General features: G+C 74.4%; 21 protein-coding genes and 1 tRNA gene. 11 read left to right on the forward strand and 11 right to left on the reverse strand.

What is annotated here, in order from left to right:
* Positions 1-14 precede the first annotated feature (14 nt).
* Entirely contained in the window at positions 15-488 is a 474-nt protein-coding gene (locus tag E7Z53_RS13430) for an acyl-CoA thioesterase (RefSeq protein WP_017834068.1), read from the reverse strand.
* 211 nt (positions 489-699) lie between these two features.
* On the opposite strand from E7Z53_RS13430, the gene E7Z53_RS13435 reads away from it, so the two are divergent.
* Together E7Z53_RS13435 and E7Z53_RS13440 are read left to right on the forward strand one after the other, a co-directional pair.
* Complete coding sequence (locus E7Z53_RS13435) at positions 700-1347, forward strand: S-adenosyl-L-methionine-binding protein (RefSeq protein ID WP_109268592.1); 648 nt, start codon at positions 700-702, stop codon at positions 1345-1347.
* Positions 1348-1424: 77 nt separating this feature from the next.
* Positions 1425-1712: a hypothetical protein gene (locus E7Z53_RS13440; protein WP_035925795.1), complete on the forward strand. Its 288-nt coding sequence runs from the start codon at positions 1425-1427 to the stop codon at positions 1710-1712.
* Between the two features lie 25 nt (positions 1713-1737).
* On the opposite strand, the gene E7Z53_RS13445 is transcribed toward E7Z53_RS13440, so the two are convergent.
* Positions 1738-2328, reverse strand: coding sequence for an alpha/beta fold hydrolase (locus E7Z53_RS13445; RefSeq protein ID WP_176337961.1), 591 nt, complete (start codon positions 2326-2328; stop codon positions 1738-1740).
* A gap of 181 nt (positions 2329-2509) precedes the next feature.
* Between E7Z53_RS13445 and E7Z53_RS13450 the strand changes: the two genes are divergently transcribed.
* Positions 2510-3292 (forward strand): metal-dependent hydrolase, encoded by a 783-nt coding sequence (locus E7Z53_RS13450; RefSeq protein ID WP_109222273.1) that lies wholly within the window; start codon positions 2510-2512, stop codon positions 3290-3292.
* A gap of 3 nt (positions 3293-3295) precedes the next feature.
* Here E7Z53_RS13450 and E7Z53_RS13455 read toward each other — a convergent pair whose 3' ends face one another.
* Positions 3296-4153 carry a formate/nitrite transporter family protein gene (locus E7Z53_RS13455; protein ID WP_176337962.1) on the reverse strand — a complete coding sequence of 286 codons (858 nt, stop codon included), beginning with the start codon at positions 4151-4153 and terminating at the stop codon, positions 3296-3298.
* Between the two features lie 147 nt (positions 4154-4300).
* Here E7Z53_RS13455 and E7Z53_RS13460 point away from each other — a divergent pair.
* Positions 4301-4387 (forward strand) — tRNA-Leu (locus E7Z53_RS13460).
* Positions 4388-4478: 91 nt separating this feature from the next.
* Here E7Z53_RS13460 and E7Z53_RS13465 read toward each other — a convergent pair.
* Positions 4479-5669, reverse strand: coding sequence for a M14 family zinc carboxypeptidase (locus E7Z53_RS13465; protein WP_176337963.1), 1191 nt, complete (start codon positions 5667-5669; stop codon positions 4479-4481).
* Between the two features lie 271 nt (positions 5670-5940).
* Here E7Z53_RS13465 and serA point away from each other — a divergent pair, with 271 nt between their 5' ends.
* The 3 genes from serA (at position 5941) to E7Z53_RS13480 (ending at position 11226) form a co-directional block, all read left to right on the forward strand.
* Entirely contained in the window at positions 5941-7137 is a 1197-nt protein-coding gene (serA, locus tag E7Z53_RS13470; RefSeq protein WP_017834075.1) for a phosphoglycerate dehydrogenase, read from the forward strand.
* A gap of 50 nt (positions 7138-7187) precedes the next feature.
* Complete coding sequence (locus E7Z53_RS13475) at positions 7188-10181, forward strand: glycosyl hydrolase family 65 protein (RefSeq protein WP_176337964.1); 2994 nt, start codon at positions 7188-7190, stop codon at positions 10179-10181.
* Between the two features lie 157 nt (positions 10182-10338).
* Positions 10339-11226, forward strand: a complete 888-nt coding sequence (locus E7Z53_RS13480) for an endonuclease/exonuclease/phosphatase family protein (RefSeq protein ID WP_176337965.1) — start codon at positions 10339-10341, stop codon at positions 11224-11226.
* Positions 11227-11229: 3 nt separating this feature from the next.
* Here E7Z53_RS13480 and E7Z53_RS13485 read toward each other — a convergent pair whose 3' ends face one another.
* From E7Z53_RS13485 to E7Z53_RS13500, 4 genes are all read right to left on the reverse strand, one after another.
* On the reverse strand, positions 11230-12435 hold the full coding sequence (locus E7Z53_RS13485) for a CapA family protein (RefSeq protein ID WP_217905757.1): 1206 nt from the start codon (positions 12433-12435) through the stop codon (positions 11230-11232).
* A gap of 47 nt (positions 12436-12482) precedes the next feature.
* Positions 12483-13208 (reverse strand): DUF1028 domain-containing protein, encoded by a 726-nt coding sequence (locus E7Z53_RS13490; RefSeq protein WP_017834079.1) that lies wholly within the window; start codon positions 13206-13208, stop codon positions 12483-12485.
* 307 nt (positions 13209-13515) lie between these two features.
* Positions 13516-14352: an endonuclease/exonuclease/phosphatase family protein gene (locus E7Z53_RS13495; protein WP_017834080.1), complete on the reverse strand. Its 837-nt coding sequence runs from the start codon at positions 14350-14352 to the stop codon at positions 13516-13518.
* A gap of 14 nt (positions 14353-14366) precedes the next feature.
* Positions 14367-14930, reverse strand: coding sequence for a Dps family protein (locus E7Z53_RS13500; protein ID WP_176337966.1), 564 nt, complete (start codon positions 14928-14930; stop codon positions 14367-14369).
* Positions 14931-15155: 225 nt separating this feature from the next.
* On the opposite strand from E7Z53_RS13500, the gene E7Z53_RS13505 reads away from it, so the two are divergent.
* The 4 genes from E7Z53_RS13505 to E7Z53_RS13520 all read left to right on the forward strand — a co-directional run bounded on the left by E7Z53_RS13505 (position 15156) and on the right by E7Z53_RS13520 (position 19829).
* Positions 15156-15380, forward strand: coding sequence for a hypothetical protein (locus E7Z53_RS13505; RefSeq protein ID WP_017834082.1), 225 nt, complete (start codon positions 15156-15158; stop codon positions 15378-15380).
* Between the two features lie 340 nt (positions 15381-15720).
* Positions 15721-15957 carry a hypothetical protein gene (locus tag E7Z53_RS20020; protein WP_217905758.1) on the forward strand — a complete coding sequence of 79 codons (237 nt, stop codon included), beginning with the start codon at positions 15721-15723 and terminating at the stop codon, positions 15955-15957.
* A 72-nt stretch (positions 15958-16029) separates the two neighbouring features.
* Positions 16030-18066 carry an NADPH-dependent 2,4-dienoyl-CoA reductase gene (locus E7Z53_RS13515; protein ID WP_017834084.1) on the forward strand — a complete coding sequence of 679 codons (2037 nt, stop codon included), beginning with the start codon at positions 16030-16032 and terminating at the stop codon, positions 18064-18066.
* A gap of 134 nt (positions 18067-18200) precedes the next feature.
* Positions 18201-19829: an amidohydrolase gene (locus E7Z53_RS13520; RefSeq protein WP_035930231.1), complete on the forward strand. Its 1629-nt coding sequence runs from the start codon at positions 18201-18203 to the stop codon at positions 19827-19829.
* Between the two features lie 26 nt (positions 19830-19855).
* On the opposite strand, the gene rraA is transcribed toward E7Z53_RS13520, so the two are convergent.
* Genes rraA through E7Z53_RS13535 form a run of 3 tightly spaced genes read right to left on the reverse strand, consistent with a single transcriptional unit; the run spans position 19856 to position 22654 of the window.
* On the reverse strand, positions 19856-20335 hold the full coding sequence (rraA, locus tag E7Z53_RS13525; RefSeq protein WP_176337967.1) for a ribonuclease E activity regulator RraA: 480 nt from the start codon (positions 20333-20335) through the stop codon (positions 19856-19858).
* Positions 20336-20376: 41 nt separating this feature from the next.
* Positions 20377-21939, reverse strand: a complete 1563-nt coding sequence (locus E7Z53_RS13530; protein ID WP_176337968.1) for an MDR family MFS transporter — start codon at positions 21937-21939, stop codon at positions 20377-20379.
* A 4-nt stretch (positions 21940-21943) separates the two neighbouring features.
* Positions 21944-22654: a PepSY domain-containing protein gene (locus tag E7Z53_RS13535; protein WP_035930236.1), complete on the reverse strand. Its 711-nt coding sequence runs from the start codon at positions 22652-22654 to the stop codon at positions 21944-21946.
* Positions 22655-22750: the final 96 nt, after the last annotated feature.

A 22750-nucleotide genomic window follows, 5' to 3' on the forward strand; every position in this document is an offset into this window, starting at 1 on the left:
GCGGGGCGCGCGGGTCAGCGGAAGACGCGCGGGCCCGCGTGCGGGGCGAGGAGCTCCTGCTGCTCCGCCGAGATGCGCAGCACCGTCCCCGTGGCGGGCACGAAGAACGCGAGCTGGGTCTCGGCCCGCACGCACGCCCGGCGCGAGACCACGTCGGTGATCTCGAAGCCCAGCGTCAGCGCCCCGCCGCGGGCGGAGACGACCCACACCCGGACCTCCACCGGCGTGTTGCGGTACTCGAGGGGGCGGAGGTACCTGATCCGGTTCTCGGTGATCAGCGCCTGGGTGCCCTCCGGCAGCGCGGAGAAGAACGGGATCAGCGGGGGCTCCACCTGGTCGCCGGTGCCCACGGGCACGCCCAGGGCCGCGATCCGCGACTCCTCGAGCAGCCGCACGACCTCCACGTTGTTCACGTGCCCGTACGGGTCCATGTCGCCCCAGCGCATGGGCACCCGGCACAGCACCCCGGTCTCGTCCTCCACCGTCATGCGGTCCGTCCTCCTCGGTCCTCGACCTGCCGTGCGCACGGCACGTCCGCGCGGCACGCCCGCGCGCACCGCACCGGCGTGCTACATCGTAGGCCCGCACCGGCCCGCCCGGGCGGCCTCGGCCCGTCACACGGCGGCCGCGCCCAGCGGCGGGTGCGACAATGTCGGCTGATCCGGACTCCGTCCCCACGACCGGCGAGGAGCGGCCCCGATGCCCCGCAGTGCCCGCACCACCCGCCGCCCCGTCCTCCGCTCTGCCCGGGCGACCTGGGTGCTCGTCCCGGTGCTCGCGCTGCTCCTGGTCTGGCTGGTCGCCGGCTGGACGGCGTTCCAGCACCCCCGGACCGACGTCCCGGCGCGCTCGGACGCCCTGCTCGTGCTGGGCCCGCCGGACCGGACCCGCATGGCCGAGGCGCTGCGGCTCATGGACGCCGGAGTGGCGCCCGTGCTGGTCGTGGCGAACCCCGGCACCGGCGACCTCGGCGACGCCTCGGGCCGGGTGTACTACACGCGGGCCGCGCAGACCTGCGCGGGGGGCGGCGAGCAGGACTACGAGGTGATCTGCTTCCGCCCCGACCCCTCGACCACCCAGGGCGAGGCCATGGAGCTGCGCGCACTCAGCGAGCAGCGAGGGTGGGAGCACGTCAGCGCCCTCACCTACCGTCAGCACGTCGCCCGCTCCCGCCTGCTGCTGGAACGCTGCTACGCCGGGGAGCTGGACGTGCTCTCCTTCGACTACCCGGCCGTGCCGCGGGGTCACCTGCGGGAGTTCGTCTACCAGTCCGGCGGCTTCGTGAAGGCCTGGCTCACCCCCGGCTGCGACCAGCAGCTGCCGTGGCGGCCCAAGTCCCTGGACTGAGCGGTCGGCCGGGACCGGTGGCCGTGCTCTGCGGCTCCCGCCTTCCCCCGCCGCAGCCCGAGGGGAAGACTGGGCCCATGACCGACCTGCAGTGCCCCGCCACGGCCGTCCTGCTCGACGACGCCGTCCCTCCCCCGCCGTGGACCGCGCGCCTGCGCGTGGCCGAGCGGTTCACGGCCCGCGGCGCCGAGGAGCTGGTCTCGCTCGTCGAGGACTCCGCCGACCTGTTCCGCGGCGAGACCTTCGTGGTCGCCGCCCCCGCGGGTGACATCGAGGCGGCGCTGCGGCGGCGGAGCGTGCGCGGCCGGGCACCCGTCGTCGTCGAGGTGGACTCCGCGGGGTGGCGGTCCGTGGCAGCCCCCTGACGCCCCGCTCCCCGACGGGGGCCGGTCAGGCAGAGCGCTCGAGCTCGTCGGCCACCCAGCCGTGCACGATGCCCGCGAAGGTGTGCGGGTCGGTGAGCACGCCCATGTGCGCGGTGTCCGTGACGATCCGCGTGACGTGGCCCTCCTCCGGGTCGAGCGCGTCGATCGCGGGGTCGTCGTCCCCCTGGATGAGCAGCACCGGCAGCTCGGTGTGCTCGAGCAGCAGGGGTGTGCGGTCCGGCCGGTCCCGCATGGCCTCCAGGGCCCGGACCACGGCGTCCTCCGGCCAGTCCCGGGCCTGCCGGAGCGCGGCCTCGACGTCCTCCTCGCGGGCGTCCTCCCGGAACGTCCGGGGCATCTGCCGGTCCGCGTAGGCGGCGACGCCGTGCTCCCGCACGGCGTCGAGCACCTCGCACACCCGGTCCGCGTACGCCTCCAGGTCGGCGGCTCGCTCCGGGAGGTCGCCGCCGCCGACGCCCGGCAGGTCCACCGTGAGCACGTCGTGGAAGGCCTCGAGCAGCGGCCGCGCCCGGTCCCACAGCCGCTGGGTGCACAGCAGCCCCGGGAGCAGCAGCAGGGTGGGCGCCCCCGAACCGGAGCGATCGGATCGGAGCACGGCGCTGTCCTTCCGTCGGCGGAGTCCTGGCCGTCAGCCTACGGACCCGGGGGATCCGGTGTCACCGGGCGCCCGTCGGGCGGCCCCCGGCGCTGTGCTGTCCGGCCGGGACCCTAGTGTTTCCGCTGGTGAGGTCGCCCTGACCCCACCGCACCGAAAATCCGAGGAGGACATCACTTCCATGATGGGACCGAGCCATGCGGCCTGCGGGGCGGCCGCATGGGTGGCGCTGACCGCCGACTACCAGCTGCACCTCCAGGACCTCACCGTCCCGATCGGCTGGGGCGTCCTGGACGTCGGCGACACCGGTGTGCTCACCGGGGCGCTCGTCACCGCCGGGGCGGCGCTGCTGCCGGACCTCGACCACCCGGACGGGACCGTGGCCCGGTCCCTGCGCCCGCTCTCCACCTGGCTGGCCCGCGGGATCTGCCGGCTCTCCGGCGGGCACCGGCGCGGCACCCACTCCGTGCTGGGCGTGGCGGTGTTCACCGGCCTGGCCGCCGCGGCGCAGAAGATCGGGATCCCGGTCGAGGGCCTCGGCTGGGTGTGGCCGCTCGCCGCGGTGATGTCCGTGCTCCTCATCGCCTTCGCGGTGCAGGTGCTCGCCTTCGTGCCGGACCGGGTCGCGAAGCTCAACTGGGTCGTGGGGATCGGGCTGGGCGTCCTGGTGGGGCTGCACCCGCCCGCCCACGAGTGGTGGTTCGCCGCGGCCGTGGCCACGGGGGTGGTCGCCCACCTGGCCGGGGACCTGGTGACCACGCGCGGGATCCACCTGCTCTACCCGCTGCGGATGCCGCTGCCCCTGCCCCGGTCGGTGTACAAGAACCGGTCCTTCCTCACGGTGCCGCTGATCGGCAACGCCGGCTCGGCCGCGGAGATCGCGCTGCTCGCCCCGATCACCCTCTTCGCCCTGACGGGCCTGTGGGGGGCCTTCGCCCTGACCACCGGGCTCGTGGTCGCCTGAGCCTCAGACCACCCGCCCGTCGGCGGCGTGCTCGCGCTCCTGCTGCCCGCGCTCCTTCTTGATCAGCTCGAGCGTGCGGATGAGCCGCGGCATCGTGATGATGACGAGCCCGCCCACCATGTTCAGCGGGATGACCCACAGCATCCACACCAGCCACTCCGTGTAGGAGATGTCGGCGCCCGCGTGCATCGCCCCGAAGATGACCGCCGAGTTCAGCGCACCGTGCAGCATGCCCAGCCCGACGACCAGCAGGCCGTCGATGAGCGCGATGGCGGTGTGCACCACCTCGTTGCTGGATCCCTGGCTCATCCGCGTCCCGAGCGTGATGGTGCTGCCGGCCAGCAGCGCCAGAGCGGCCGACTCCACGGTGAGGCCCCCCTCGAGGTACTTGGTCGCCGACTCCTCAAGGACGTCGTGGAACCGCGGGAACCCCGCCACGATCAACCAGGTGAACAGCCATCCGCCCAGGAGGTTGGTCAGCAGGGTCACCGTCCAGAAGCGCGCCAGCTGCCACCAGGTGCTGTGCCGGGAGACGACGGCGTAGATGGGCACCAGGAAGTTCTCCGTGAACAGCTCCGAGTGGGCGAGCTGGAGCGCGAGCAGCCCGAAGCCGAACGCCGCGCCGGCCAGCAGGTCCGATCCGGTGGCCTCCTTGACCGCCAGGTAGGCGAGGATGCCCACCCCCACGTCGATGCCCCCGAAGAGTCCGGTGATGGTCATCGCCCGCCACGTGCGGGTCAGGCGTTCGGCGCCCTCGGTGACCGTGTTCTCGAACTCCTCGACCAGCTCGTCCTCGAGCGGCTCGTCCGTCCTGCCCAGCTCCTTGCGCTTCTCCTCGAGATTCTCCCTGTCGGGTTCCATCCGTGCCCCCTGTGTGCCCTCGTCGACCCCTGACCGGGATGCGGCAAGCCTACTGACAGCAGGCCGGAGACCACGATTGGCCAACGGGGGCGACTGTGGGTAGGATTGTCGTCGTTGCCCACAGCGGTCCGCCGCTGTGATCCATCAGCGCGAGTGGCGGAATAGGCAGACGCGCACGGTTCAGGTCCGTGTGCCCGAAAGGGCGTGGGGGTTCAACTCCCCCCTCGCGCACCACACAGGCGAAGCGGGACATCCGACGGATGTCCCGCTTCGCCTTTTTGATGCCCCCGGACCGGCCGGAGCAGCCGGGCCCCGGCGGCCGGGCTCAGCCGACCGGGATCACCCCGGCGTAGTCGGTCTGGTAGCCGGTGACCGGGGCGTGCGGGATCTCGTCCCAGCGCTCCGGGTCCTCCTGCTGGACCTCCCCGGTGGCCAGGCCGAGCAGCAGCTCCTTCACGGCGAGCACGTTCTGCCGCACGCTCTTGCCGCGGGCCTTCTGACCGAGGCTGCCGTCCGAGGAGTTGCCCGAGGTCTCGAAGAACACCACCGGGTGGGAGTGCCCCTCGGGGTTGAGCCCGCCGTGGTCCAGGCCGAGCATCATCGCCGAGACGACACCGCCCTTGATGTCGATCTCGTAGCTGCCGCCCACCTGGTAGCGGTCGATGTTGATGGAGCCGTACTTCGAGAGCTCGTCGTAGACGTGCACGTTCATCTGCCGGGTGAGCCGGTCGTAGACGCCGCCCTCGAGCCCCGGCAGGGTCGGTCCGCCGGGAGCGAGGGAGATGCCCAGGGACAGGGTGACGTCGTCGCCGGTCCCGTACTGCGTCTTGAGGCCCTGGTGGTGGATGTCCACGCCCCAGGCCGGGTCGACCGTCGTCCAGTACTCGTAGAAGGCGCGGGACTCGTCGGCCGCGAAGCCCTCGGCCGTCCAGTCGCGGTTGAGGTCGATGCGCTGCGGCGTCCCGCCCTCCGGCGCGCCGGAGACCTGGTCCCACAGGACGGTGTGCCGGATGTTGGCCTCGGCGCCGTCCGGGTTGTACATGGGGATGATGTGGAAGGTGAACCTCGAGCGCAGCAGCTCGTACTCGGACGAGCCGTTGGTGCCGAGCTCCTTGAGCAGGCTCAGCAGGGCGTCGGTGCCGTAGGGCTCGTTGCCGTGGATCCGGCCCTGGAGCCACACGTGCTCCGTCCCCGAGCCGACGGTCGCGACCCACAGGTCCCGGCCCTGCTCGGAGGTGCTCACCTCCATGCCGGCCTCGGCCAGGGTGAAGGCGTCGACACCGTGGCGGCTGGTCCGCTCCAGCTTCTGCAGCTCCCGCTCCACGTCGTCGGGGGTCAGGATGCTCGAGATGCTGGTCCTCCCCTCCGTGGCGGGGAAGTTCGCGTCCGCGGCGGCAGGTGCGGCCGCACCGAGGGGAAGGGCGACGGCGAGCGCGAGCGCCGCCGCGGTCCGGCGCCGGCGGCGCGGGCGGCCCGAGGAGCGTGCGGTCGCGGGGTCTCGGTGCTGAGGGATCATGTGCTGGTCCTCCTGGGGGATGGGGCTGCCGGTGCGGCCCGGGGCCGCGCCTGAGGGGGTGCTCGCGATGCTATTCGCGATGGCACACGTCCGTCACCGGCCGGCCCGCAACAGTGGAAGTACTGCTCGGTAGACCTGCGTCCGCCGGCGGAACGTCCACGGGCTCCGCGCGGGACGGCCCCCCGCGGAGCCCGGTGATCCGGACCACATCGGCCGCGGGGTGACGCCCGGCGTCGCGATCCCCTGCGCCGTAGCCATAGACTGGGCGACTGTGAAAGCACTGCTCCTGGAGAACGTCCACCCCGAGGCCGAACGCATCCTGTCCGAGAAGGGCATCGAGGTCGAGACCCGCAAGGGCGCCCTCGACACCGGAGAGCTCGTCGACGCCCTCGAGGGCGTCGAGCTGCTCGGCATCCGGTCGAAGACCCACGTGACCCGGGAGGTGTTCGAGGCCCACCCGCAGCTGCTGTCCGTGGGCGCCTTCTGCATCGGCACGAACCAGATCGACCTGGCGGCCGCCACCGAGCACGCCGTGACGTGCTTCAACGCCCCCTACTCCAACACCCGGTCCGTGGTGGAGCTCGCGATCGCCGAGATCATCTCGATGGCCCGGCACCTCACGGACAAGAACAAGGGCATGCACGAGGGCGTGTGGGACAAGTCCGCCGAGGGCGCCCACGAGGTCCGCGGCCGCACCCTCGGCATCGTGGGCTACGGCAACATCGGCTCCCAGCTGTCCGTGCTCGCCGAGACCCTCGGCATGCGGGTCTACTACTACGACGTGGTGGACCGCCTGCCCCTGGGCAACGCCCAGCGCTGCGACACGCTGGAGGAGCTGCTGGAACGGGTCGAGACCGTCTCGCTGCACGTGGACGGGCGCACCAGCAACAACAACCTCTTCGGCCGGGAGCAGTTCGAGCGGATGCGCCCCCGGTCCCTGTTCCTGAACCTGTGCCGCGGCATGGTGGTCGACTACAACGCGCTGCGCGACGCCCTGGTCAGCGGGCACATCGCCGGCGCCTCGGTGGACGTCTTCCCCAACGAGCCCAAGGTGGCCGGGGACCCGTTCACCTCGGTGCTGCAGGGCCTGCCCAACGTGATCCTCACCCCGCACATCGGCGGCTCCACGCAGGAGGCGCAGGTGGACATCGGACGGTTCGTGGCCGGGAAGCTCTCGTCCTTCGCGACCTCGGGCTCCACGACCCTGTCGGTGAACATGCCGCAGGTCCAGCTGGACACCGCCGTCAACGGCACCCGCATCCTGCACCTGCACCGCAACGTCCCGGGCGTGCTGGCGACAGTCAACAGCGTGCTCGGCGACCACGGCATCAACATCGACCGCCAGCAGCTGTCCACCCGCGGGGACACCGGCTACCTCGTCACGGACGCCGGCAACGGCGTGACCCGGGAGGTCATCGAGCAGATCCTGGGGCTGCCCGAGACCATCCGTCTCAGCACCATCAACTGACGCACCGCCCGCCTCCGGCTCCTGACGGAGGCAGGTGGCACAATGACCGCATGAGCGGCGTCCTGGAGCAGCCTGCCGTCCACGGCAGGAGCACCTACGGAGCGGTGGTGCTCGCCCTCGCACCGGCGGGGGCCGCACCGGGCCCCGACGACACCGCCCGCGCCGGCGACGACGCCGCCCCGGTCCCGATACGCCCCGCCGGCGGAGTCCTGCACCCGCGCCACGAGGCGGGGGCCGCCGAGCTCTTCGCCCGCCTGCGCGCCGAGGGCGTGCTCACGGCCCTGGTCACCACCCACCCGGAGCTGGGCGCGGGACCGCCGGCGGACATCGTGGTCGCGGCCGATCCGCCGCGGGACGGGCCGGACCCGCACCCGCCGGCCGCCTCCCTGCTGCTCGCCTCCCGCCGGCTGGCGGTGGAGCCCGAGCACATCGTGGTGGTCAGCGACAGCGACCGCCTGGTGCGGACCGCCGTGACCCACGGCTTCGGGCTCGTCGTGGGGCTCGACGGCGCGGGCCGGCGGGGCCGGCTGCTCGCCGCCGGCGCCCACCTCGTGGTGGACGACCTCACGGACCTCGACATCCCGGTCGCCACCGCCCCGGAGGACTCCGACTGGGCCGGCGGCTGCGGCGGGGGCAGCCCGTGGAACCTGACCTACGCCAGCCTCGACCCGCCGCGCGAGGGGATGCGGGAGTCGCTGTGCACCCTCGGCAACGGGTACATGGCCGTGCGCGGCGCCGCGAGCGAGTCCCGGGCCGACGGCACGCACTACCCCGGCACCTACCTCGCGGGCGTCTACAACCGGCTGCGCTCCGAGGCCGCCGGTCTCGTCCTGGAGCACGAGGACCTCGTGAACGCCCCCAACTGGCTGCTGGTGCAGTACCGCGTCCAGGACGGCTACTGGTTCGAGCCCACCCCGGACAACGTGCTGGAGCACCACCAGGACCTCGACCTGCGCACCGGGGTGCTGACCCGCACCCTGCGCTTCCGGGACGAGGCCGGGCGCACCACCCGCGTGACCACCCGCCGGTTCGTCTCCCAGGACCAGCGCCATCTGGCGGGGCAGGAGACGGTCTTCGAGGCCGAGGACTGGAGCGGGACCCTGACCGTGCGCAGCCTCGTGGACGCCGACGTCCGCAACCGCAACGTCGCGGAGCACGTCGCCCTGGCCGGCCGGCACCTGGCCGACGCCCGGCTCGAGGACCTGGGCCACGGGACCGCACGGGTCGAGGTGGCCACGTCCTGGTCCGGCGTCCGGATCGCCGTGGCCGCCCGCACCCGGGTGCTCCGCAGCGGCACGGAGGACCGGCTGCTCTCCCGGGTCCCGTCCCGGCCCGCGCCCGGCGTGGTGGGCCACGAGCTGCGGCTGCGGATGGACCCGGGGCGGGCCGTGCGGGTCGAGAAGGTCGTGGCCCTCGTGACCTCGCAGGACCGGGCGATCGCCACGCCCGCGCACGCCGCGTCCACGCTGCTGGAGCGGGCGGGCGGCTTCGACGAGCTGCTCTCCGCCCACGTGGTCGCGTGGCAGGCCCTGTGGTCCGCCTTCGCCGTGGCCACCGACGCCGGCGGCCAGCAGGGCCTGGCCGTGAACCTCAACACCTTCCACGTCCTGCAGTCGGTGGCGGCCGCGCACCCGGACCTGGACGCCGGCGTCCCGCCCCGCGGGCTGCACGGCGAGGGCTACCGCGGCCACGTGTTCTGGGACGAGATGTTCGTCTACCCCATGCTCACCCTCCGCCGGCCCGAGTGGACCCGGGCGCTGCTGGCCTACCGGTACCGGCGCCTGCCCGAGGCGCGGGCGGCGGCCCGCGCGGCCGGCCACGAGGGAGCCATGTTCCCGTGGCAGAGCGGCAGCGACGGCCGCGAGGAGACCCCGCGGGCGCTGTTCAACCCCCGCACCGGCCGGTGGATCCCGGACCACTCGCGGCTGCAGCGCCACGTGGGGCTGGCGGTCGCGCACAGCGTGTGGCAGTACTACCAGGCCACGGGCGACACCCGCTTCCTGATCGAGCAGGGCGCCGAGCTCGTGGTGGAGATCGCCCGGTTCTTCTCGAGCCTCGCGGTGCACGACCCCGAGGACGACCGGTACGTGATCACGGGGGTGATGGGCCCGGACGAGTTCCACGACGGCGCCCCGGGCGCGCCGGGCTCGGGGCTGCGCAACAACGCCTACACCAACGTCATGACGGCGTGGCTGCTCGCGCGGGCGGTCGAGATGGTCGAGCGTCTCGGCCAGGACTACGGCGGGCCCCTGTGGCGGCGCCTGGGCCTGCGGGAGGACGAGGTGGCCCGCTGGGAGCGGGTCCGCACCCGGCTGCGGGTGCCGTTCCTGGCCGGCGGCGTCCTCGCCCAGTTCGAGGGCTACGAGGAGCTGCCGGAGCTCGCCTGGGAGGACTACCGGGCCCGCTACGGCTACATCGGACGCCTCGACCTCATCCTCGACGCCGAGGGGCGCTCCACGAACGACTACCGGCTGGCCAAGCAGGCCGACGTCCTGATGCTGCTGTACCTGTTCTCCGCGGAGGAGCTGCGGGAGCTGCTGGGGCAGATGGGCTACGACTTCCCGGCGGAGGCGGTCCGGGCCACCGTCGCCTTCTACTGCGACCGCTCCTCGCACGGGTCCACGCTCTCCAACGTGGTGCACTCCTGGGTCGAGGCCCGCCGGGACCGCCCCAGCTCCTGGTCCTTCCTCACCCGGGCGCTCAACAGCGACCTCGTGGATGCCCAGGGGGACACGGTCCGCGAAGGGGTGCACCTGGGGGCCATGGCCGGCTCCGTGGACATCCTCACCCGCTGCTACACGGGCCTGGAGGTCCGGGACGACATGCTGTGGCTGCACCCGGCGATCCCCCCGCAGCTGCCCAAGGTGTCCTTCTCGATCAGCTACCGGGACCAGCCCATCCAGGTCGAGGTCACCCGCGCCGGGCTGCGGCTCTACCTCGCCCCCGGCCCCGCCGAGCCCGTGCGCGTGAACGTCGACGGCGAGGTCCACGAGCTCGCCGCCGGGCAGATCCGGCACTTTCCCGTGGCGGTGACCGATGCCTGAGCCGTGCACCGCCGGCCACGGGGCCGCGGTCCCCGTGGAGGACCCCACGAGTTCACCGGATGATCACCGGGGGTTCCCCCTCGGTGGCACCGTGGTCGGGCCGCCCGGTCCACCATGGGACGACGACGCCCCCGCACTCCCCCACCCTGGAGCAGTGATGTCCTCAGACACCGTCCTTCTCGACCGTTCCACGACCCCCGGCGTCGCCGATCCCGCGGTGCCGCTCATCGGTCCCGCCACGGGCCGCGCCCTGCACGTGATGAGCTACAACATCCGCTTCCACCACAGCGGCACGCACGCTGGGAACCCGGACCACTGGCCCGACCGCGTGCCCCGGCTGGCGCGGCTGCTGCAGCTCGAGCAGCCCACGCTGCTCGGGGTGCAGGAGGCCCTCCACCACCAGCTGCCGGCGGTGGAGCGGGCGCTGCCCGCCGGCTACCGGATGGTCGGCTACGGGCGCGCCGGGGGCAGCAAGGGCGAGTACTCCGCGATCTTCTACGACGCCCGGCGCCTGGAGCTGGTGGAGTGGGACCAGTTCTGGCTCTCCGGCACCCCCGAGCTCATCGGCTCCACCACCTGGGGCAACGACATCCCGCGCATCGTCACCTGGGGCCGCTTCCTGGACCGCGGCACCGGCACCGACCTCGTGCTCGTCAACACCCACTTCGACCACGACTCCGAGACCGCCCGGGACCGCAGCGCGGAGGCCCTGGTCGAGCTCGTGCACAGCTTCCACCCGCACACCCCCACCCTGGTCACCGGGGACTTCAACGCGGAGGCGGGGGACTCCGGGGCGTACGAGACGCTCGTGGGCTCCGGGGTGCTCGCCGACACCTGGACGGCCGCCGAGGAACGGCTCACCCCCGCGTGGGGCACCTTCCCGGACTACGGCGAGGCCGTGGAGGGCGAGGAGCGGATCGACTGGGTGCTGGCCGGCCCCGGCGTCCAGGTGCGCCGCGCCGCGATCAACACCGCCCGCTTCGCGGGGGGCCACCCCAGCGACCACGCCCCGGTGCAGGCGCTCGTCACCCTCGACCGGGACTGAGCGCTACTCCCCTGCGGGACCGAGGGCGAGCGGGCGCCACGGGCGGGCGCCGTCGGCCTCCGCCCCCATCAACCCCACGGTCCGCGCGGTGCGCGCCAGGGACGCCGCGTCCTCCTCGCGGGAGCGGCAGACGTCCTCGGCCGGCAGCGCGCACCACCGGATCGGGTCCAGGGTGAGGATGTGCGGGGTCCACACCGGGTCCCCGGCCACCCACTCCCCGTCCTCGCGCGCGAAGGACATGCTGACCGTCAGACCCTCGTTGTTGACCGGCACCCGGGTGGCGTGCTCCGAGACGCTGTTGCCCAGGCCGTGCACGATCCAGGTGTCCCCGCGCTTCTCGATCGGCAGCACCGAGTGCGTGTGGTGGCCGTAGACGAAGTCGAACTCCCCGCTGTCGGCGAGCGCGTGCGTGACCTCGAACTGCTGCCGGTCGGGCGCCGAGGAGTACTCCTCGCCGGCGTGCACCGCGGCCAGCACGATCTCCGCCCCCGCCGCCCGGGCCGCGCGCGCCTTGCGGACCATCTCGGGGACGTCCAGCAGGTCCACGCGCCACGCGGCGTCCGGGACGTTGCCGTTGAGCCCGTAGGTGCCGGTCACCAGGCCCACCCGCACGCCGTCCGCGTCCAGGACCAGCGGCTCCCGCGCGTCCTCGGCGGCGCGGTACGTGCCGGTGGTCGCGATCCCGGCGTCGGCCAGGACGTCGAGGGTCCGTTCGAGGCCCTCCGGGCCGGCGTCCACCGCATGGTTCGAGGCCGTGGTGCACGCGTCGTAGCCGAGGTCCGCCAGCGCCGGGACGATCTGCGGCGGTACCTCGAACGAGGGGTACCCGGAGAAGGGGCCCTCGGCCGCGGCGAGCGGGGTCTCCATGTTGCAGACGGCGAGGCCGGCGTCCTCCGTGAACGGGCGCAGGCCCTCCACGAGCGGGCCGAAGTCCAGCTCCCCGTCCCCGTCCCCGTCCGCCTCGGCCTGCGCCCACAGCCCCGGGTGGAGCAGGACGTCGCCGGTGACCACGACCTCCAGCCGGTCCGGGGCCGCCTCCGGCGTCGCGGGGGCCGACGACGCCGCCCCGGTCCCGTCCGGAGCGCTCGCCGGCGGCCCGGCCGGCTCCGGGGAGCAGCCGGCGAGGACCGTCGCCCCCGCCAGGAGGACCGCGGTCAGGCCCGCCGCGGGGCCGTAGCGCACCGGCGGGAGGACACGACGAGAACTCATGGACCGAGGGTAGGCCACCCCGGCGGGGGCCGCCCACCCGAGGGAGGTCAGGACAGGACCGTCGACCAGAGCCCCTCGTCCTCGGGACGGTGCGGGACCTCGGTGCTGGGCACCACCTCGGCCGGCGCCGGGTGGGCCCTGCCCTTCAGCGCGAGCATCTCCTCCAGGTCCTCCAGCGGGGTGGGCGAGTTGTCGGCCCGCAGGTCGACGTCGAGCAGCACGGGGTACTGGAAGCCCGCGAGCGTGTCGGCCACGAGCACCGCGGCGCTCTGCTGCCCCCGGCTGTCCCCACCCGCGTCCCGGCCCGCGCGCAGGCAGGCCAGGAGCGCGCCGGCCATCTCGGTGCTGGTCGGCCCGGACCCCGTGAGCGCCTCGTCCATCGCGGCGCGCATCGACTCGACGACCTCCGGGCCGGTCAGGTAGTTGCCGATCACCACGAAGTCGGCCCCGGCCACGCCCCCCGCCCAGGGCGTGCACAGGCTGCCGGTGAGGTGGGCGCCGGGCCCCGCCACGGGCAGGACGGCCACCTGGCGCAGCGCCAGGTCCGGGTCGGCGTCGGTCAGGGCCGCGATCGCCTCCTCGGCCGTGCCCCCGTGGTGCAGGGTGCGGAGCATCTCGAAGCGCAGCCGCCGGTTGGTCCACGCCTGGGAGGCGACCACCCCGGCGGTGGGCACGAGGGCCGGCACGGCGTTGCCCACGGCGAGCGAGCAGCTCGCCGTGGCGGCGCCGAGCAGGCGGGAGTCCGCGCTCCGGGCGATCACGGTGTAGGTCACGAGCACCTCCTGGCCGGCACGTCCGTGCCGGCCGGTTCGTTGTCGATGGATGCCCCGCGCGGACCGGGGCGGGACGTCCTCCACCCCGGCACGCCGGGCCCGCGGTGCTGGTGGCGGGCCGTCCCGGGTGCACAGGGTGGGACGACACCCACGACCGGGTGCGCACCGGCAGGGCGGCCGCACGGAGCACCTGCCGGGTGCTCCCGGGCGGACGGCTCATTCCTACCACCGGGAGGCGGCGGATGGCACGCGGAGCACGGATCGCCGCCCTGGGGAGCGCCGCGTGCCGGGCACGGCGGTCCCGGCCTCAGGAGGCGGGGCCGCCGTCGTGCTCGAGCTCGGCCCGCACCGGGAAGTGGTCCGAGGCCCACACCCCGCGCGGACGCTCGGCCAGGACCCGGGCGTCGAGCACGCGGACCGGGCCGCCGTACAGGATCCAGTCCAGGCGCGGCGTCCTGGCCCCGGGCTCCCGGTAGCGGGGGAAGGTCCCCGCGGCGTCCGGGGGCAGGGTGTCCCGCAGCCCGCCGGCGAGCGCGGCGTCCCAGGTGCGGGAGCGGCCGGCAGCCGCGTTCATGTCCCCGAGGAGCACCAGGGGGCCGTCCCACCCGAGGAGGAGGCCCTGGAGCGCGGCCAGCTGGCGCAGCCGCGCCCGCTCCGGCCACGGGTCGAGGTGGGTGGCGCCCACCCGCCAGGCCACTCCCGTGCGCCGGTCCGTGAGGTCGGCCAGCACCAGGGTGCGGGGGAAGAGGTCCCCCGGCACCTTCGACCCCGGGACCTCCGGCAGCGCGGACAGCCACCGCTGCTGCCAGCGCTCGATCCGGAAGCGGGCGGTGTCCACGGCCAGCAGGCACCGCTCGCCGCCGCCGTCGGCGTCCCGGCCCCCGCCCAGGAGGACGTGGTCCGGCCCCAGGGCCTGCCGGACGTGGTGCAGCTGCTCCGGGAGGACCTCCTGGAGGGCGACCAGCTCCGGCCGGTGGGCCCGGAGCACGGCCTGCACGGCGGGGGCCCGGGTGAACCACGCGTCCGGCGCCATCCGGCCGTACTTCGGCAGGGGACGCCGGACGTTGAAGGTCATGGCCGTGAACGCGCCCCGGCCCCGCGGACCACGGGGGTCGGCGGGGCCGGGGCGGGCGTGGGCTGCCACGGTCGCGGGGCGGACTACTGGGCGGCGGACTCCGCCGCGCCCTGCTCCGTGCGGGCGCCGCCGTGCTGGAGGTCGCCGCCGCTGTTCTCGAGGTGGGCGCGCATGAACCACTGGAAGAGCTCGAGCTCCTTGACGTGGCCGATGAGCATGTCCTCCGTGACGGGGTCGAGCTCGCCGACCTTCTGGATCGCGTCGCGGTGGTCCTCGATCACGCCGTTGTAGACGATGTCGAGGGCGGCGAGGTGCTCCACGCCGGTGGCGCGGTGGACCGAGTAGTCGTCCCAGGTGCGGGCCTGGACGAGATCGCCCGGCAGCCCGGAGGGGCCCACGCCCAGGGTGGCCATGCGCTCGGCGAGCTCGTCGACGAAGCCGCGCACGAGCTCGATCTGCGGGTCCAGCATCTCGTGGACCGAGATGAAGTTGGGGCCCACCACGTTCCAGTGGGCGTGCTTGAGCGTGAGCTGGAGGTCGTTGAGGGCGTGCAGGCGCTGCTGGAGCGTCTGGGCGACCTCGTGACCGTTCTCGGTGGACAGGCCGGGCACGGTGTAGGGGGCGGTGCGCTGGTTCGGGGTGGCCATGAGTTCGTCTCCGTGTTTCCGGCCGCCGCGGGGCGGCGGCCTGGCTCGACAACTGCGGGCGGCCCGCGGGACGGGCCTCTGCCCCCACTATGGCACGCCTCCCACCCACTGTCAGCACCCTGTCCATCCGCTTCGCTGTCCGCGATATCCAGGGGATGCGCGCCCGCCGCAGGACGCCTGATCGGGGCCTTGCCAGGACGCGGAGCCACTGATTGGCTGGGGCCCATGGACACGACTCCCGCCTCCGGCGACCAGCTCCCCGACGACCCGCACCTGGCCGACGACGTCGGCGTCCCCGACACCCCGGCGCGCGACCTCGAGACGGCCCCGGACCCCCTGGGCCAGACCAACGCCGGCCAGCGCGTGCCGAGCGCGGGGGACGCCGCGGACCCCGCCGACCCGGACTTCGGCGCGGGGGCAGGCGGCCCCGGCCCCACGGCCGGGGACTGACCCGGCGCGCCGCCGCTGCCCTGGGTCCCATGAGCACCCGCAGCACCAGCACCGCCGGGATCGCGCGGGCCACCGGCGTCCCGTGGGAGACCTGGACGGCCCGGCTCGACGAGCTCGGCGCCCGGACGATGGGCCACGCCGAGCTCGCCCGCCGAGTGGCCGAGCAGCTCGAGGGCGCCGTCGACAACCACGAGTGGTGGGCGCAGGCCGTCGCGGTGGCCTACGAGCAGCACACGGGCGCCCGCCGGCCCGGTCAGGCCGGGGACGGCACCTTCGGGGCGAGCGCGAGCCGCACCGTGACCGGCACCCGGAGGAGGCGCTCGCCCGGTGGAGCGCGCTCATGGCCGGCCGCACGGAGGTCGGCGGCGTCCCGTTCCAGCAGCCGCCCACCACCGCCGCCACCGCGAAGTGGCGCTACTGGCGGGCTCGCCTCGCCGACGGGTCCAGGGTCTCCGCGAACATCGGCGCCAAGGCCGGTGGCCGCGCCACGGTGGCCCTCGCGCACACCGGCCTGGCCTCCGCGGAGGACGTCGTGCGGTGGCGCGCGGCCTGGAAGGACCTGCTGGCCGCGCTCTGAGCCCGTGCCGCGCTTGTGAGGCGGCTCACTCCTCGCCTACGGTGACCAAGTACCTGAGACGAGGAGTATCAGATGACCGTGCCCTATCCGCGCCTGCTCGCACCCCTGGACCTGGGCTTCACCACCCTGCCCAACCGGGTGCTCATGGGATCGATGCACACCGGTCTCGAGGAGCTGCCCGGAGGGTTCGAGCGGCTCGCGGAGTTCTACGCGGAGCGGGTGCGGGGCGGGGTGGGACTCATCGTCACGGGCGGCGTGGGGCCGAACCCCGAGGGCGCCACCCGGGCCGGGGGTGCTCTCCTGCGCACCCCCGAGGAGGTGGCCCGGCACCGCCTGGTGACCGGCGCCGTGCACGCCGAGGGCGGCAGGATCGCCCTGCAGATCCTGCACTCCGGCCGCTACGCCAAGGCCCCGGCCGCCGTGGCCCCGAGCTCCCTGCGTGCCCCCATCAGCCCCGTGGTGCCGCACGAGCTCACCGCGGAGGAGATCGAGCGGACCATCGAGGACTTCGCCCGCACCGCCGCGCTCGCCCGGGAGGCCGGCTACGACGGCGTGGAGATCATGGGCTCCGAGGGCTACCTCATCAACGAGTTCGTCGCCGCCGAGACCAACCACCGCACCGACGAGTGGGGAGGGTGCTACCCGAACCGGATGCGCCTGCCCGTGGAGATCGTCCGCCGCGTCCGCGAGCGCACCGGCCCGGACTTCGTCCTCATCTACCGGCTCTCCATGCTGGACCTGGTCCCCGGCGGCTCCACGCTCGAGGAGGTCGTGGCACTGGCCCGGGCGGTCGAGGCCGCCGGCGCCACCCTGCTCAACACCGGCATCGGCTGGCACGAGGCGCGCATCCCCACGATCGCCACGGTCGTCCCCCGCGGCGGCTTCTCCTGGGTGACGCGCCGGCTCAAGGGCGAGGTCGGGATCCCGCTGGTCGCCGTGAACCGGATCAACACCCCGGAGACCGCGGAGCGGATCCTGGCGGACGGGGACGCCGACATGGTGTCCCTGGCCCGGCCCCTGCTCGCGGACCCGGACTTCGTGGTCAAGGCCGCGCGCGGCCGGGCGGACACCATCAACACGTGCATCGCGTGCAACCAGGCGTGCCTGGACCACACCTTCGCGGGCCGCACGGCGTCCTGCCTGGTCAACCCGCGGGCCGGGCACGAGACCCTGCTGCGCCTCGGCCCCACCCGCCGGGCCGAGCGGATCGGCGTGGTCGGCGCGGGCCCCGCGGGGCTGGCCTTCGCCGTCGGCGCCGCGGAGGCCGGGCACGCCGTCACCCTCTTCGAGGCGGCGGACCGGATCGGCGGGCAGTTCCTGATGGCGCTGCGCATCCCCGGCAAGGAGGAGTACGCGGAGACGCTGCGCTACTACGGGGTGCGGCTCGCCGAACTGGGGGTGGAGGTGCGGCTCGGGACGGAGGCCGGGCCCGGGCACCTGCGCGGCTTCGACCGGCTCGTGCTCGCCACCGGCGTGGAACCGCGCGTGCCCGCGATCGAGGGGGTGGAGCACCCCTCGGTCGTGGGCTACCGGGACGTCCTGCAGCACGGGGCGCCCGTGGGACGCCGGGTCGCGGTCCTGGGCGCCGGGGGCATCGGCTTCGACGTCGCCGAGTTCCTCCTGCACTCCGCCGGCACGGACTTCTACCGCGCGTGGGGCGTCGACACGACGCTGTCCGCCCGGGGCGGGCTGGTCGAGCCCCGGCCCGGGCGCCCGGCGCGCGAGGTGACGCTGCTGCAGCGCTCCCCCGGCAAGCTCGGGGCCGGCCTGGGCCGCACGACCGGCTGGATCCACCGGACCTCGCTCCGGGCCGGCGGCGTCCGCACCCTGAGCGGGGTCGTGTACCGGCGGATCGACGACGACGGGCTGCACCTCACCGCGCCGGGACCCGACGGCACGGAGCCGGTCGAGCAGGTGCTGCCGGTCGACACCGTGGTGCTGTGCACGGGCCAGGAGCCGCTGCGGCGGCTGCACGACACGCTGCTGGGGACCGGCCACGACACCGGCGCCGTACCGGTGCACCTCATCGGCGGGGCGGACGTGGCGGCCGAGCTGGACGCCAAGCGGGCGATCCGGCAGGCCACGGAGCTCGTCGCCGCCCTGGGCTGACCGCTCCCGGCCCGGGCCCGGCCTGGCGGGGCAGGGCCGGGCGGGGCCGGGCGGGGCCGGGCCGCGCCGTGCGGCGATGTGCGGGACCGGGCCCCGGGTGCCACGATGGGGTCACTCCCGCGGAAAGGATCCCCATGCAGCTCGACCTCCTGCTCGTCAACGCCACGGTCCTGACCATGGACCCGGACCGCCCGACGGCGTCGAGCCTCGGCGTGCACGGCGGGCGGATCGTGGTCCTCGACGACCCGGACGTGCCGGCGGCCGAGACCGTGGACCTCGGCGGGGCCACCGTGCTGCCGGGGTTCGTGGACGCGCACTGCCACACCGCGTGGTTCGGGCTCGGCCTGGCGGAGGTGGACCTCTCCGGCTGCACATCCCTGGACGAGCTGTACGCGGCCCTGGAGCGCGGCATGGCCGCGAAGCCGCGGGACGAGGAGTGGCTCATGGCCACCGGCTTCCTCCCCGCCACCGTGGGCGGGTCGCTGCCCGACATCGACGTCCTCGACCGCATCACGGGCCGCACGCCGCTGTTCGTCCGGCACACGTCCGGCCACGCGGCGGTGGTGAACTCCGAGGCGCTGCGGCGGGCGGAGATCTTCACCCCGGGGACCCCGGACCCGGTGGGCGGGCGGGTGGTGCGGGACGACACCGGCCGCGCCACGGGCCTGGTCGAGGAGACCGCCCAGGCCGTGGTGCAGGAGCTGTTCCGCCCCTACCCGGTGGACCGGATCGTGGCGGCGCTCGACCGCGCCACCGCCCGCTACGCCGCCGAGGGCATCACCACGTTCGCCGAGGCGGGGGTGGGCGCCGGGTGGATCGGGCACAACCCCTCCGAGCTGCAGGCCTACCAGCAGGCCCGGGACGCCGGCGTCCTGCACGCCCGGGCCCAGGTGATGCCCGTGCTGGACGTCCTGCACGGGATCAGCGGCCTCGGGGACGGCTCCGAGCGCGGGCTCGACCTCGGGCTGCGCACCGGCTTCGGCGACGACGAGCTCAGGCTCGGACCGGTCAAGGTGTTCGTGGACGGCTCGCTGCTCGGGGAGACCGCCGCCGTGACCGAGGCGTTCTGCGGAGGCCACTCGACGGGCTACTTCCAGGAGAACCCCGAGCAGATGGCCGAGGCGATCCACGCGGCGTACCGCGCGGGCTGGTCGGTGGCCGCCCACGCGATCGGGGACCGGGCCATCGACTTCGCGATCGACGTGATCACCCGCTGCCAGGACGAGCACGGGCGCCACCGGCTGCCCAACCGGATCGAGCACGCGAGCATCACCCGCCCGGACCAGCTGCCGCGGCTCGCGGCCGCGGGGATCGTGGTGACCCCGCAGATCGGCTTCCTGCGCCCCATGGCCGCCCAGTTCCGCCGGCTCCTGGGCCCCGAGCGCACGGACTGGACCTACCGGGGCCGCAGCTTCCTCGACGCCGGGGTGCGGCTGGCGGGCAGCTCCGACCGGCCGGTCGCCGACGGCGACGTGCTGCGCTCGGTCCAGGCCTGGACCGACCGCCTCGACGGTGACGGACGGCGCTTCGGGCCCGCCGGGGAACGGCTCGACGTGCTGCAGGCCCTCGCCGCCTACACGTCCGAGGCCGCGAAGGCGCTGGGGATGTTCGACCGGATCGGCTCGCTCGCCCCGGGCAAGCTCGCGGACCTGGTGGTGCTGGAGGAGAACCCCCTCGAGGTGCACCGGCGGGGCGGGTCGGTGGAGCACATCGGCGTGCGCGCGACCTACCGCGGCGGCCGGCTCACCCACCGCGCCGGCTGAACGGCGCCGGACGGAGCGGACAGCGCTCAGCCCTCCACGAGGATCCCGTCCTCGTCGGCCCACACCGTCCGGCCCGGGCGGAAGGTCACGCCCTCGATGACGACCGGCACGTCCTGCTCCCCGACGCCGTCCTTGGCGGACTTGCGCGGGTTGGAGCCCAGGGCCTTGACCCCGAGGGGCAGCCCGGCCAGGGCGACCCGGTCCCGCACGGGGCCGTTGATGATGACCCCGGCCCACCCGTTGCGCACCGCGGACTCGGCGATCATGTCCCCCATGAGCGCGGTGCCCATGGAGCCGTGGCCGTCCACGACGAGGACCGCGCCCTCCCCCGGGGAGTTGAGCACGGCCTTCACCATGCCGTTGTCCTGGAAGCAGCGGACCGTGCGCACCGGCCCGGTGAACGCGGCCGTCCCGCCCAGGTCGAGGAACTGGCGCGGGCAGGACATCAGCTGCTCCCCGCGCTCGTCGTAGAGGTCGGCGGTGGTGAACGGGCGCGGATCGGTCATGAGCTGCTCCTGAGGCATCCGGTGGTGGTTCCGGCACCAGCCTAGCCAGCGGAACCGCCGCGCTCGGCCCCGGCGGGCGCCGCGGCCGGCCCCGGCGCCTCCTCCCGCGCGGCGGGCACGGTCGTGCCCAGCGGGATCTCCTCGATGAGCAGGGACAGCACGAGGCACGCCGCCGCGACCGGGAGACCCCACAGGAAGATCGGCGGCAGCGCCTGGGCGAAGGCCTGCGCGACGGCCTCCTGCACCGGGGCGGGCAGTCCCGCGAGCACCTGGGGGCTCAGGGCGTCGAGGTCGAGGGCGGGCACGGCGCGGCCCCCGAGCGCGTCGTCGAGCCGGGCGACGAAGACGGAGCCGAACACGGCGATCCCGAAGGACGCCCCGATCTGGCGGAAGAAGTTCGACGACGACGTCGCGGCCCCCAGCCCCGCGGGCGGCACCGCGTTCTGCACGATCAGGACGAGGTTCTGCATGAGGCAGCCGATGCCGAGACCGGTGACGGCCATCCCCGCGGCCGTCAGGGCGTACGGGGTGGACTCGTTGATCAGCGAGAGCAGCGCGAGCCCGGCGGCCATCACCGCGGAGCCCAGCACGGGCCAGTGCTTGTAGCGCCCCGTGCGTGCGATGCGGCGGCCGGTGCCGATCGTGCCGACGAGCATCCCGGCCGTCACGGGGATCATCATCAGGCCGGCGGTGGTGGCCGAGGCGCCGTCGACCATCTGCAGGTAGGTGGGCAGGTAGGTGATGGTCGCGAACATGATCACGCCCATGCCGACGGCCGCCGCGGTGGGCACCACGAAGTTGCGCACGCGGAACAGGTGCAGCGGGATGATCGGCTCCGCGGCGCGGCGCTCCACCAGCACGAACAGCACGCCGAGCACCAGGACCGCCCCGGCGAGGCCGAGGATCCGCGGGCTCGACCACGCGTACGCCGTGCCGGCCCACGTGGTGAGGAGCACGAACGCCACGCTGCCCAGCGCCAGCAGCGCCGTGCCCAGCACGTCGAGGCGCACCCGTCCCCGGGGGACGTGCGGCAGGTGCAGGAAGCGGGGGATGAACAGGAGCGTCACCAGGCCCAGCGGCAGGTTGATGTAGAACACCCACCGCCAGCTCACGAGGTCCGTGAGGAACCCGCCGACCAGCGGCCCGCTCACCGAGGCGAGACCGAAGGCCGCCCCGATCACGCCCATGTACCGGCCGCGCTCGCGGGCCGGCACGAGGTCCGCGATGATCGCCTGCGCCCCGATCAGGAGGCCGCCGCCGCCCAGGCCCTGCAGCGCGCGGAGGACGATGAGCTGCGTCATGTCCTGGGCGGCGCCCGAGAGCACGGAGCCGAGCAGGAAGACCACGACGGCCAGCAGGAAGATCCGCTTGCGCCCGTAGAGGTCGCCCAGCTTCCCGTAGACCGGCAGGCCCACGGTGGCGGCGAGCACGTACGCCGTGACCACCCAGGAGATCCGGTCGAGCCCGTCCAGGTCCCCGACGATCGAGGGCAGCGCCGTGGCCACGATCGTCTGGTCGAGGGCGGCCAGCAGGACCGCCATGAGCAGGCCCAGGAACGTCAGCCGCAGCCGGCGGCGCTCCGTGCGGCTGGGGTCCGCGACCACGGGGTCAGCGGTCGATCTTCAGCACGGAGCCGTCCTCGACGTTGACGAACACGTCCACGGAGTTGCCGTCCGGCTCGTCGATCTCGACCTCCCACACGGTCGTGCCGTCCTCCGTCTCGAGCTGCGCCTCGTCGACCGTGCCGTTGACCGTCTCCAGCGCCGTGGCCAGCCCCTCGTCGAGGGGCACCCGGACCTGGGCGAGCTTCTCGCCGTCGTCGCTGTCGAGGCCGCCCTCCTCCTCCTGGCTGATCACGTCCTCGCCGTCCTGCGAGACGTACACCTGGTGCTCGCGGTCGTCGGCGGCGACGGTGACCTCCCAGCTGGCCGGGCTGTCCTCCCGTCCGATCTCGAAGGCCTGGGCGTCACCGCCCACCGCGTCCTCGGCCGCGGCGACCGCGGAGGCCACGACGGCCGCCTCGCCGCCGGACCCGCCGGTGGCGTCGTCGCCGGGGCTCTCCGAGGGCGAGGCCGAGCCGGAGGCCGTGGCGGTGCCGTCGTCGTCGGGGCTCGCGCTGTCGTCCGGGGTGGCGGTGTCGTCCGGGCTCGCGCTGTCGTCGGGGGTGGCGGTGTCGGCCGGGGCGCCGGTCTCCGCCGGGGCGGTGGTGCCGTCCCCTCCGGCGCCGCCGTCACCCCCGTCGCCGCCGCAGCCCGTGAGGAGCAGGGCGGAGAGGGCGAGCGCCGCCAGGGACAGGTGCCTTCGGTCAGTGTGCTTCATACCCGGGATTCTTCTCCCCTGCGGACCCCCTGGCAAGGACGTGACCGGGGCGCTGACCCGCCCGGCGCGGACCCCCCACCGGGCTCACAGGCGTCG

Source organism: Kocuria salina (assembly GCF_013368965.1).
GTDB classification, from domain to species: Bacteria; Actinomycetota; Actinomycetes; order Actinomycetales; family Micrococcaceae; genus Kocuria; species Kocuria rosea.

What these genes read in the sequence shown, in the direction of transcription:
- E7Z53_RS13430 (WP_017834068.1), bottom strand. Translation starts at nt 488, where the DNA reads ATGACGGTGGAGGACGAGACCGGGGTGCTGTGCCGGGTGCCCATGCGC.
- E7Z53_RS13435 (WP_109268592.1), top strand. Translation starts at nt 700, where the DNA reads ATGCCCCGCAGTGCCCGCACCACCCGCCGCCCCGTCCTCCGCTCTGCC.
- E7Z53_RS13440 (WP_035925795.1), top strand. Translation starts at nt 1,425, where the DNA reads ATGACCGACCTGCAGTGCCCCGCCACGGCCGTCCTGCTCGACGACGCC.
- E7Z53_RS13450 (WP_109222273.1), top strand. Translation starts at nt 2,510, where the DNA reads ATGATGGGACCGAGCCATGCGGCCTGCGGGGCGGCCGCATGGGTGGCG.
- E7Z53_RS13455 (WP_176337962.1), bottom strand. Translation starts at nt 4,153, where the DNA reads ATGGAACCCGACAGGGAGAATCTCGAGGAGAAGCGCAAGGAGCTGGGC.
- E7Z53_RS13465 (WP_176337963.1), bottom strand. Translation starts at nt 5,669, where the DNA reads ATGATCCCTCAGCACCGAGACCCCGCGACCGCACGCTCCTCGGGCCGC.
- E7Z53_RS13475 (WP_176337964.1), top strand. Translation starts at nt 7,188, where the DNA reads ATGAGCGGCGTCCTGGAGCAGCCTGCCGTCCACGGCAGGAGCACCTAC.
- E7Z53_RS13480 (WP_176337965.1), top strand. Translation starts at nt 10,339, where the DNA reads ATGTCCTCAGACACCGTCCTTCTCGACCGTTCCACGACCCCCGGCGTC.
- E7Z53_RS13485 (WP_217905757.1), bottom strand. Translation starts at nt 12,435, where the DNA reads ATGAGTTCTCGTCGTGTCCTCCCGCCGGTGCGCTACGGCCCCGCGGCG.
- E7Z53_RS13500 (WP_176337966.1), bottom strand. Translation starts at nt 14,930, where the DNA reads ATGGCCACCCCGAACCAGCGCACCGCCCCCTACACCGTGCCCGGCCTG.
- E7Z53_RS13505 (WP_017834082.1), top strand. Translation starts at nt 15,156, where the DNA reads ATGGACACGACTCCCGCCTCCGGCGACCAGCTCCCCGACGACCCGCAC.
- E7Z53_RS20020 (WP_217905758.1), top strand. Translation starts at nt 15,721, where the DNA reads ATGGCCGGCCGCACGGAGGTCGGCGGCGTCCCGTTCCAGCAGCCGCCC.
- E7Z53_RS13515 (WP_017834084.1), top strand. Translation starts at nt 16,030, where the DNA reads ATGACCGTGCCCTATCCGCGCCTGCTCGCACCCCTGGACCTGGGCTTC.
- E7Z53_RS13520 (WP_035930231.1), top strand. Translation starts at nt 18,201, where the DNA reads ATGCAGCTCGACCTCCTGCTCGTCAACGCCACGGTCCTGACCATGGAC.
- rraA (WP_176337967.1), bottom strand. Translation starts at nt 20,335, where the DNA reads ATGACCGATCCGCGCCCGTTCACCACCGCCGACCTCTACGACGAGCGC.
- E7Z53_RS13535 (WP_035930236.1), bottom strand. Translation starts at nt 22,654, where the DNA reads ATGAAGCACACTGACCGAAGGCACCTGTCCCTGGCGGCGCTCGCCCTC.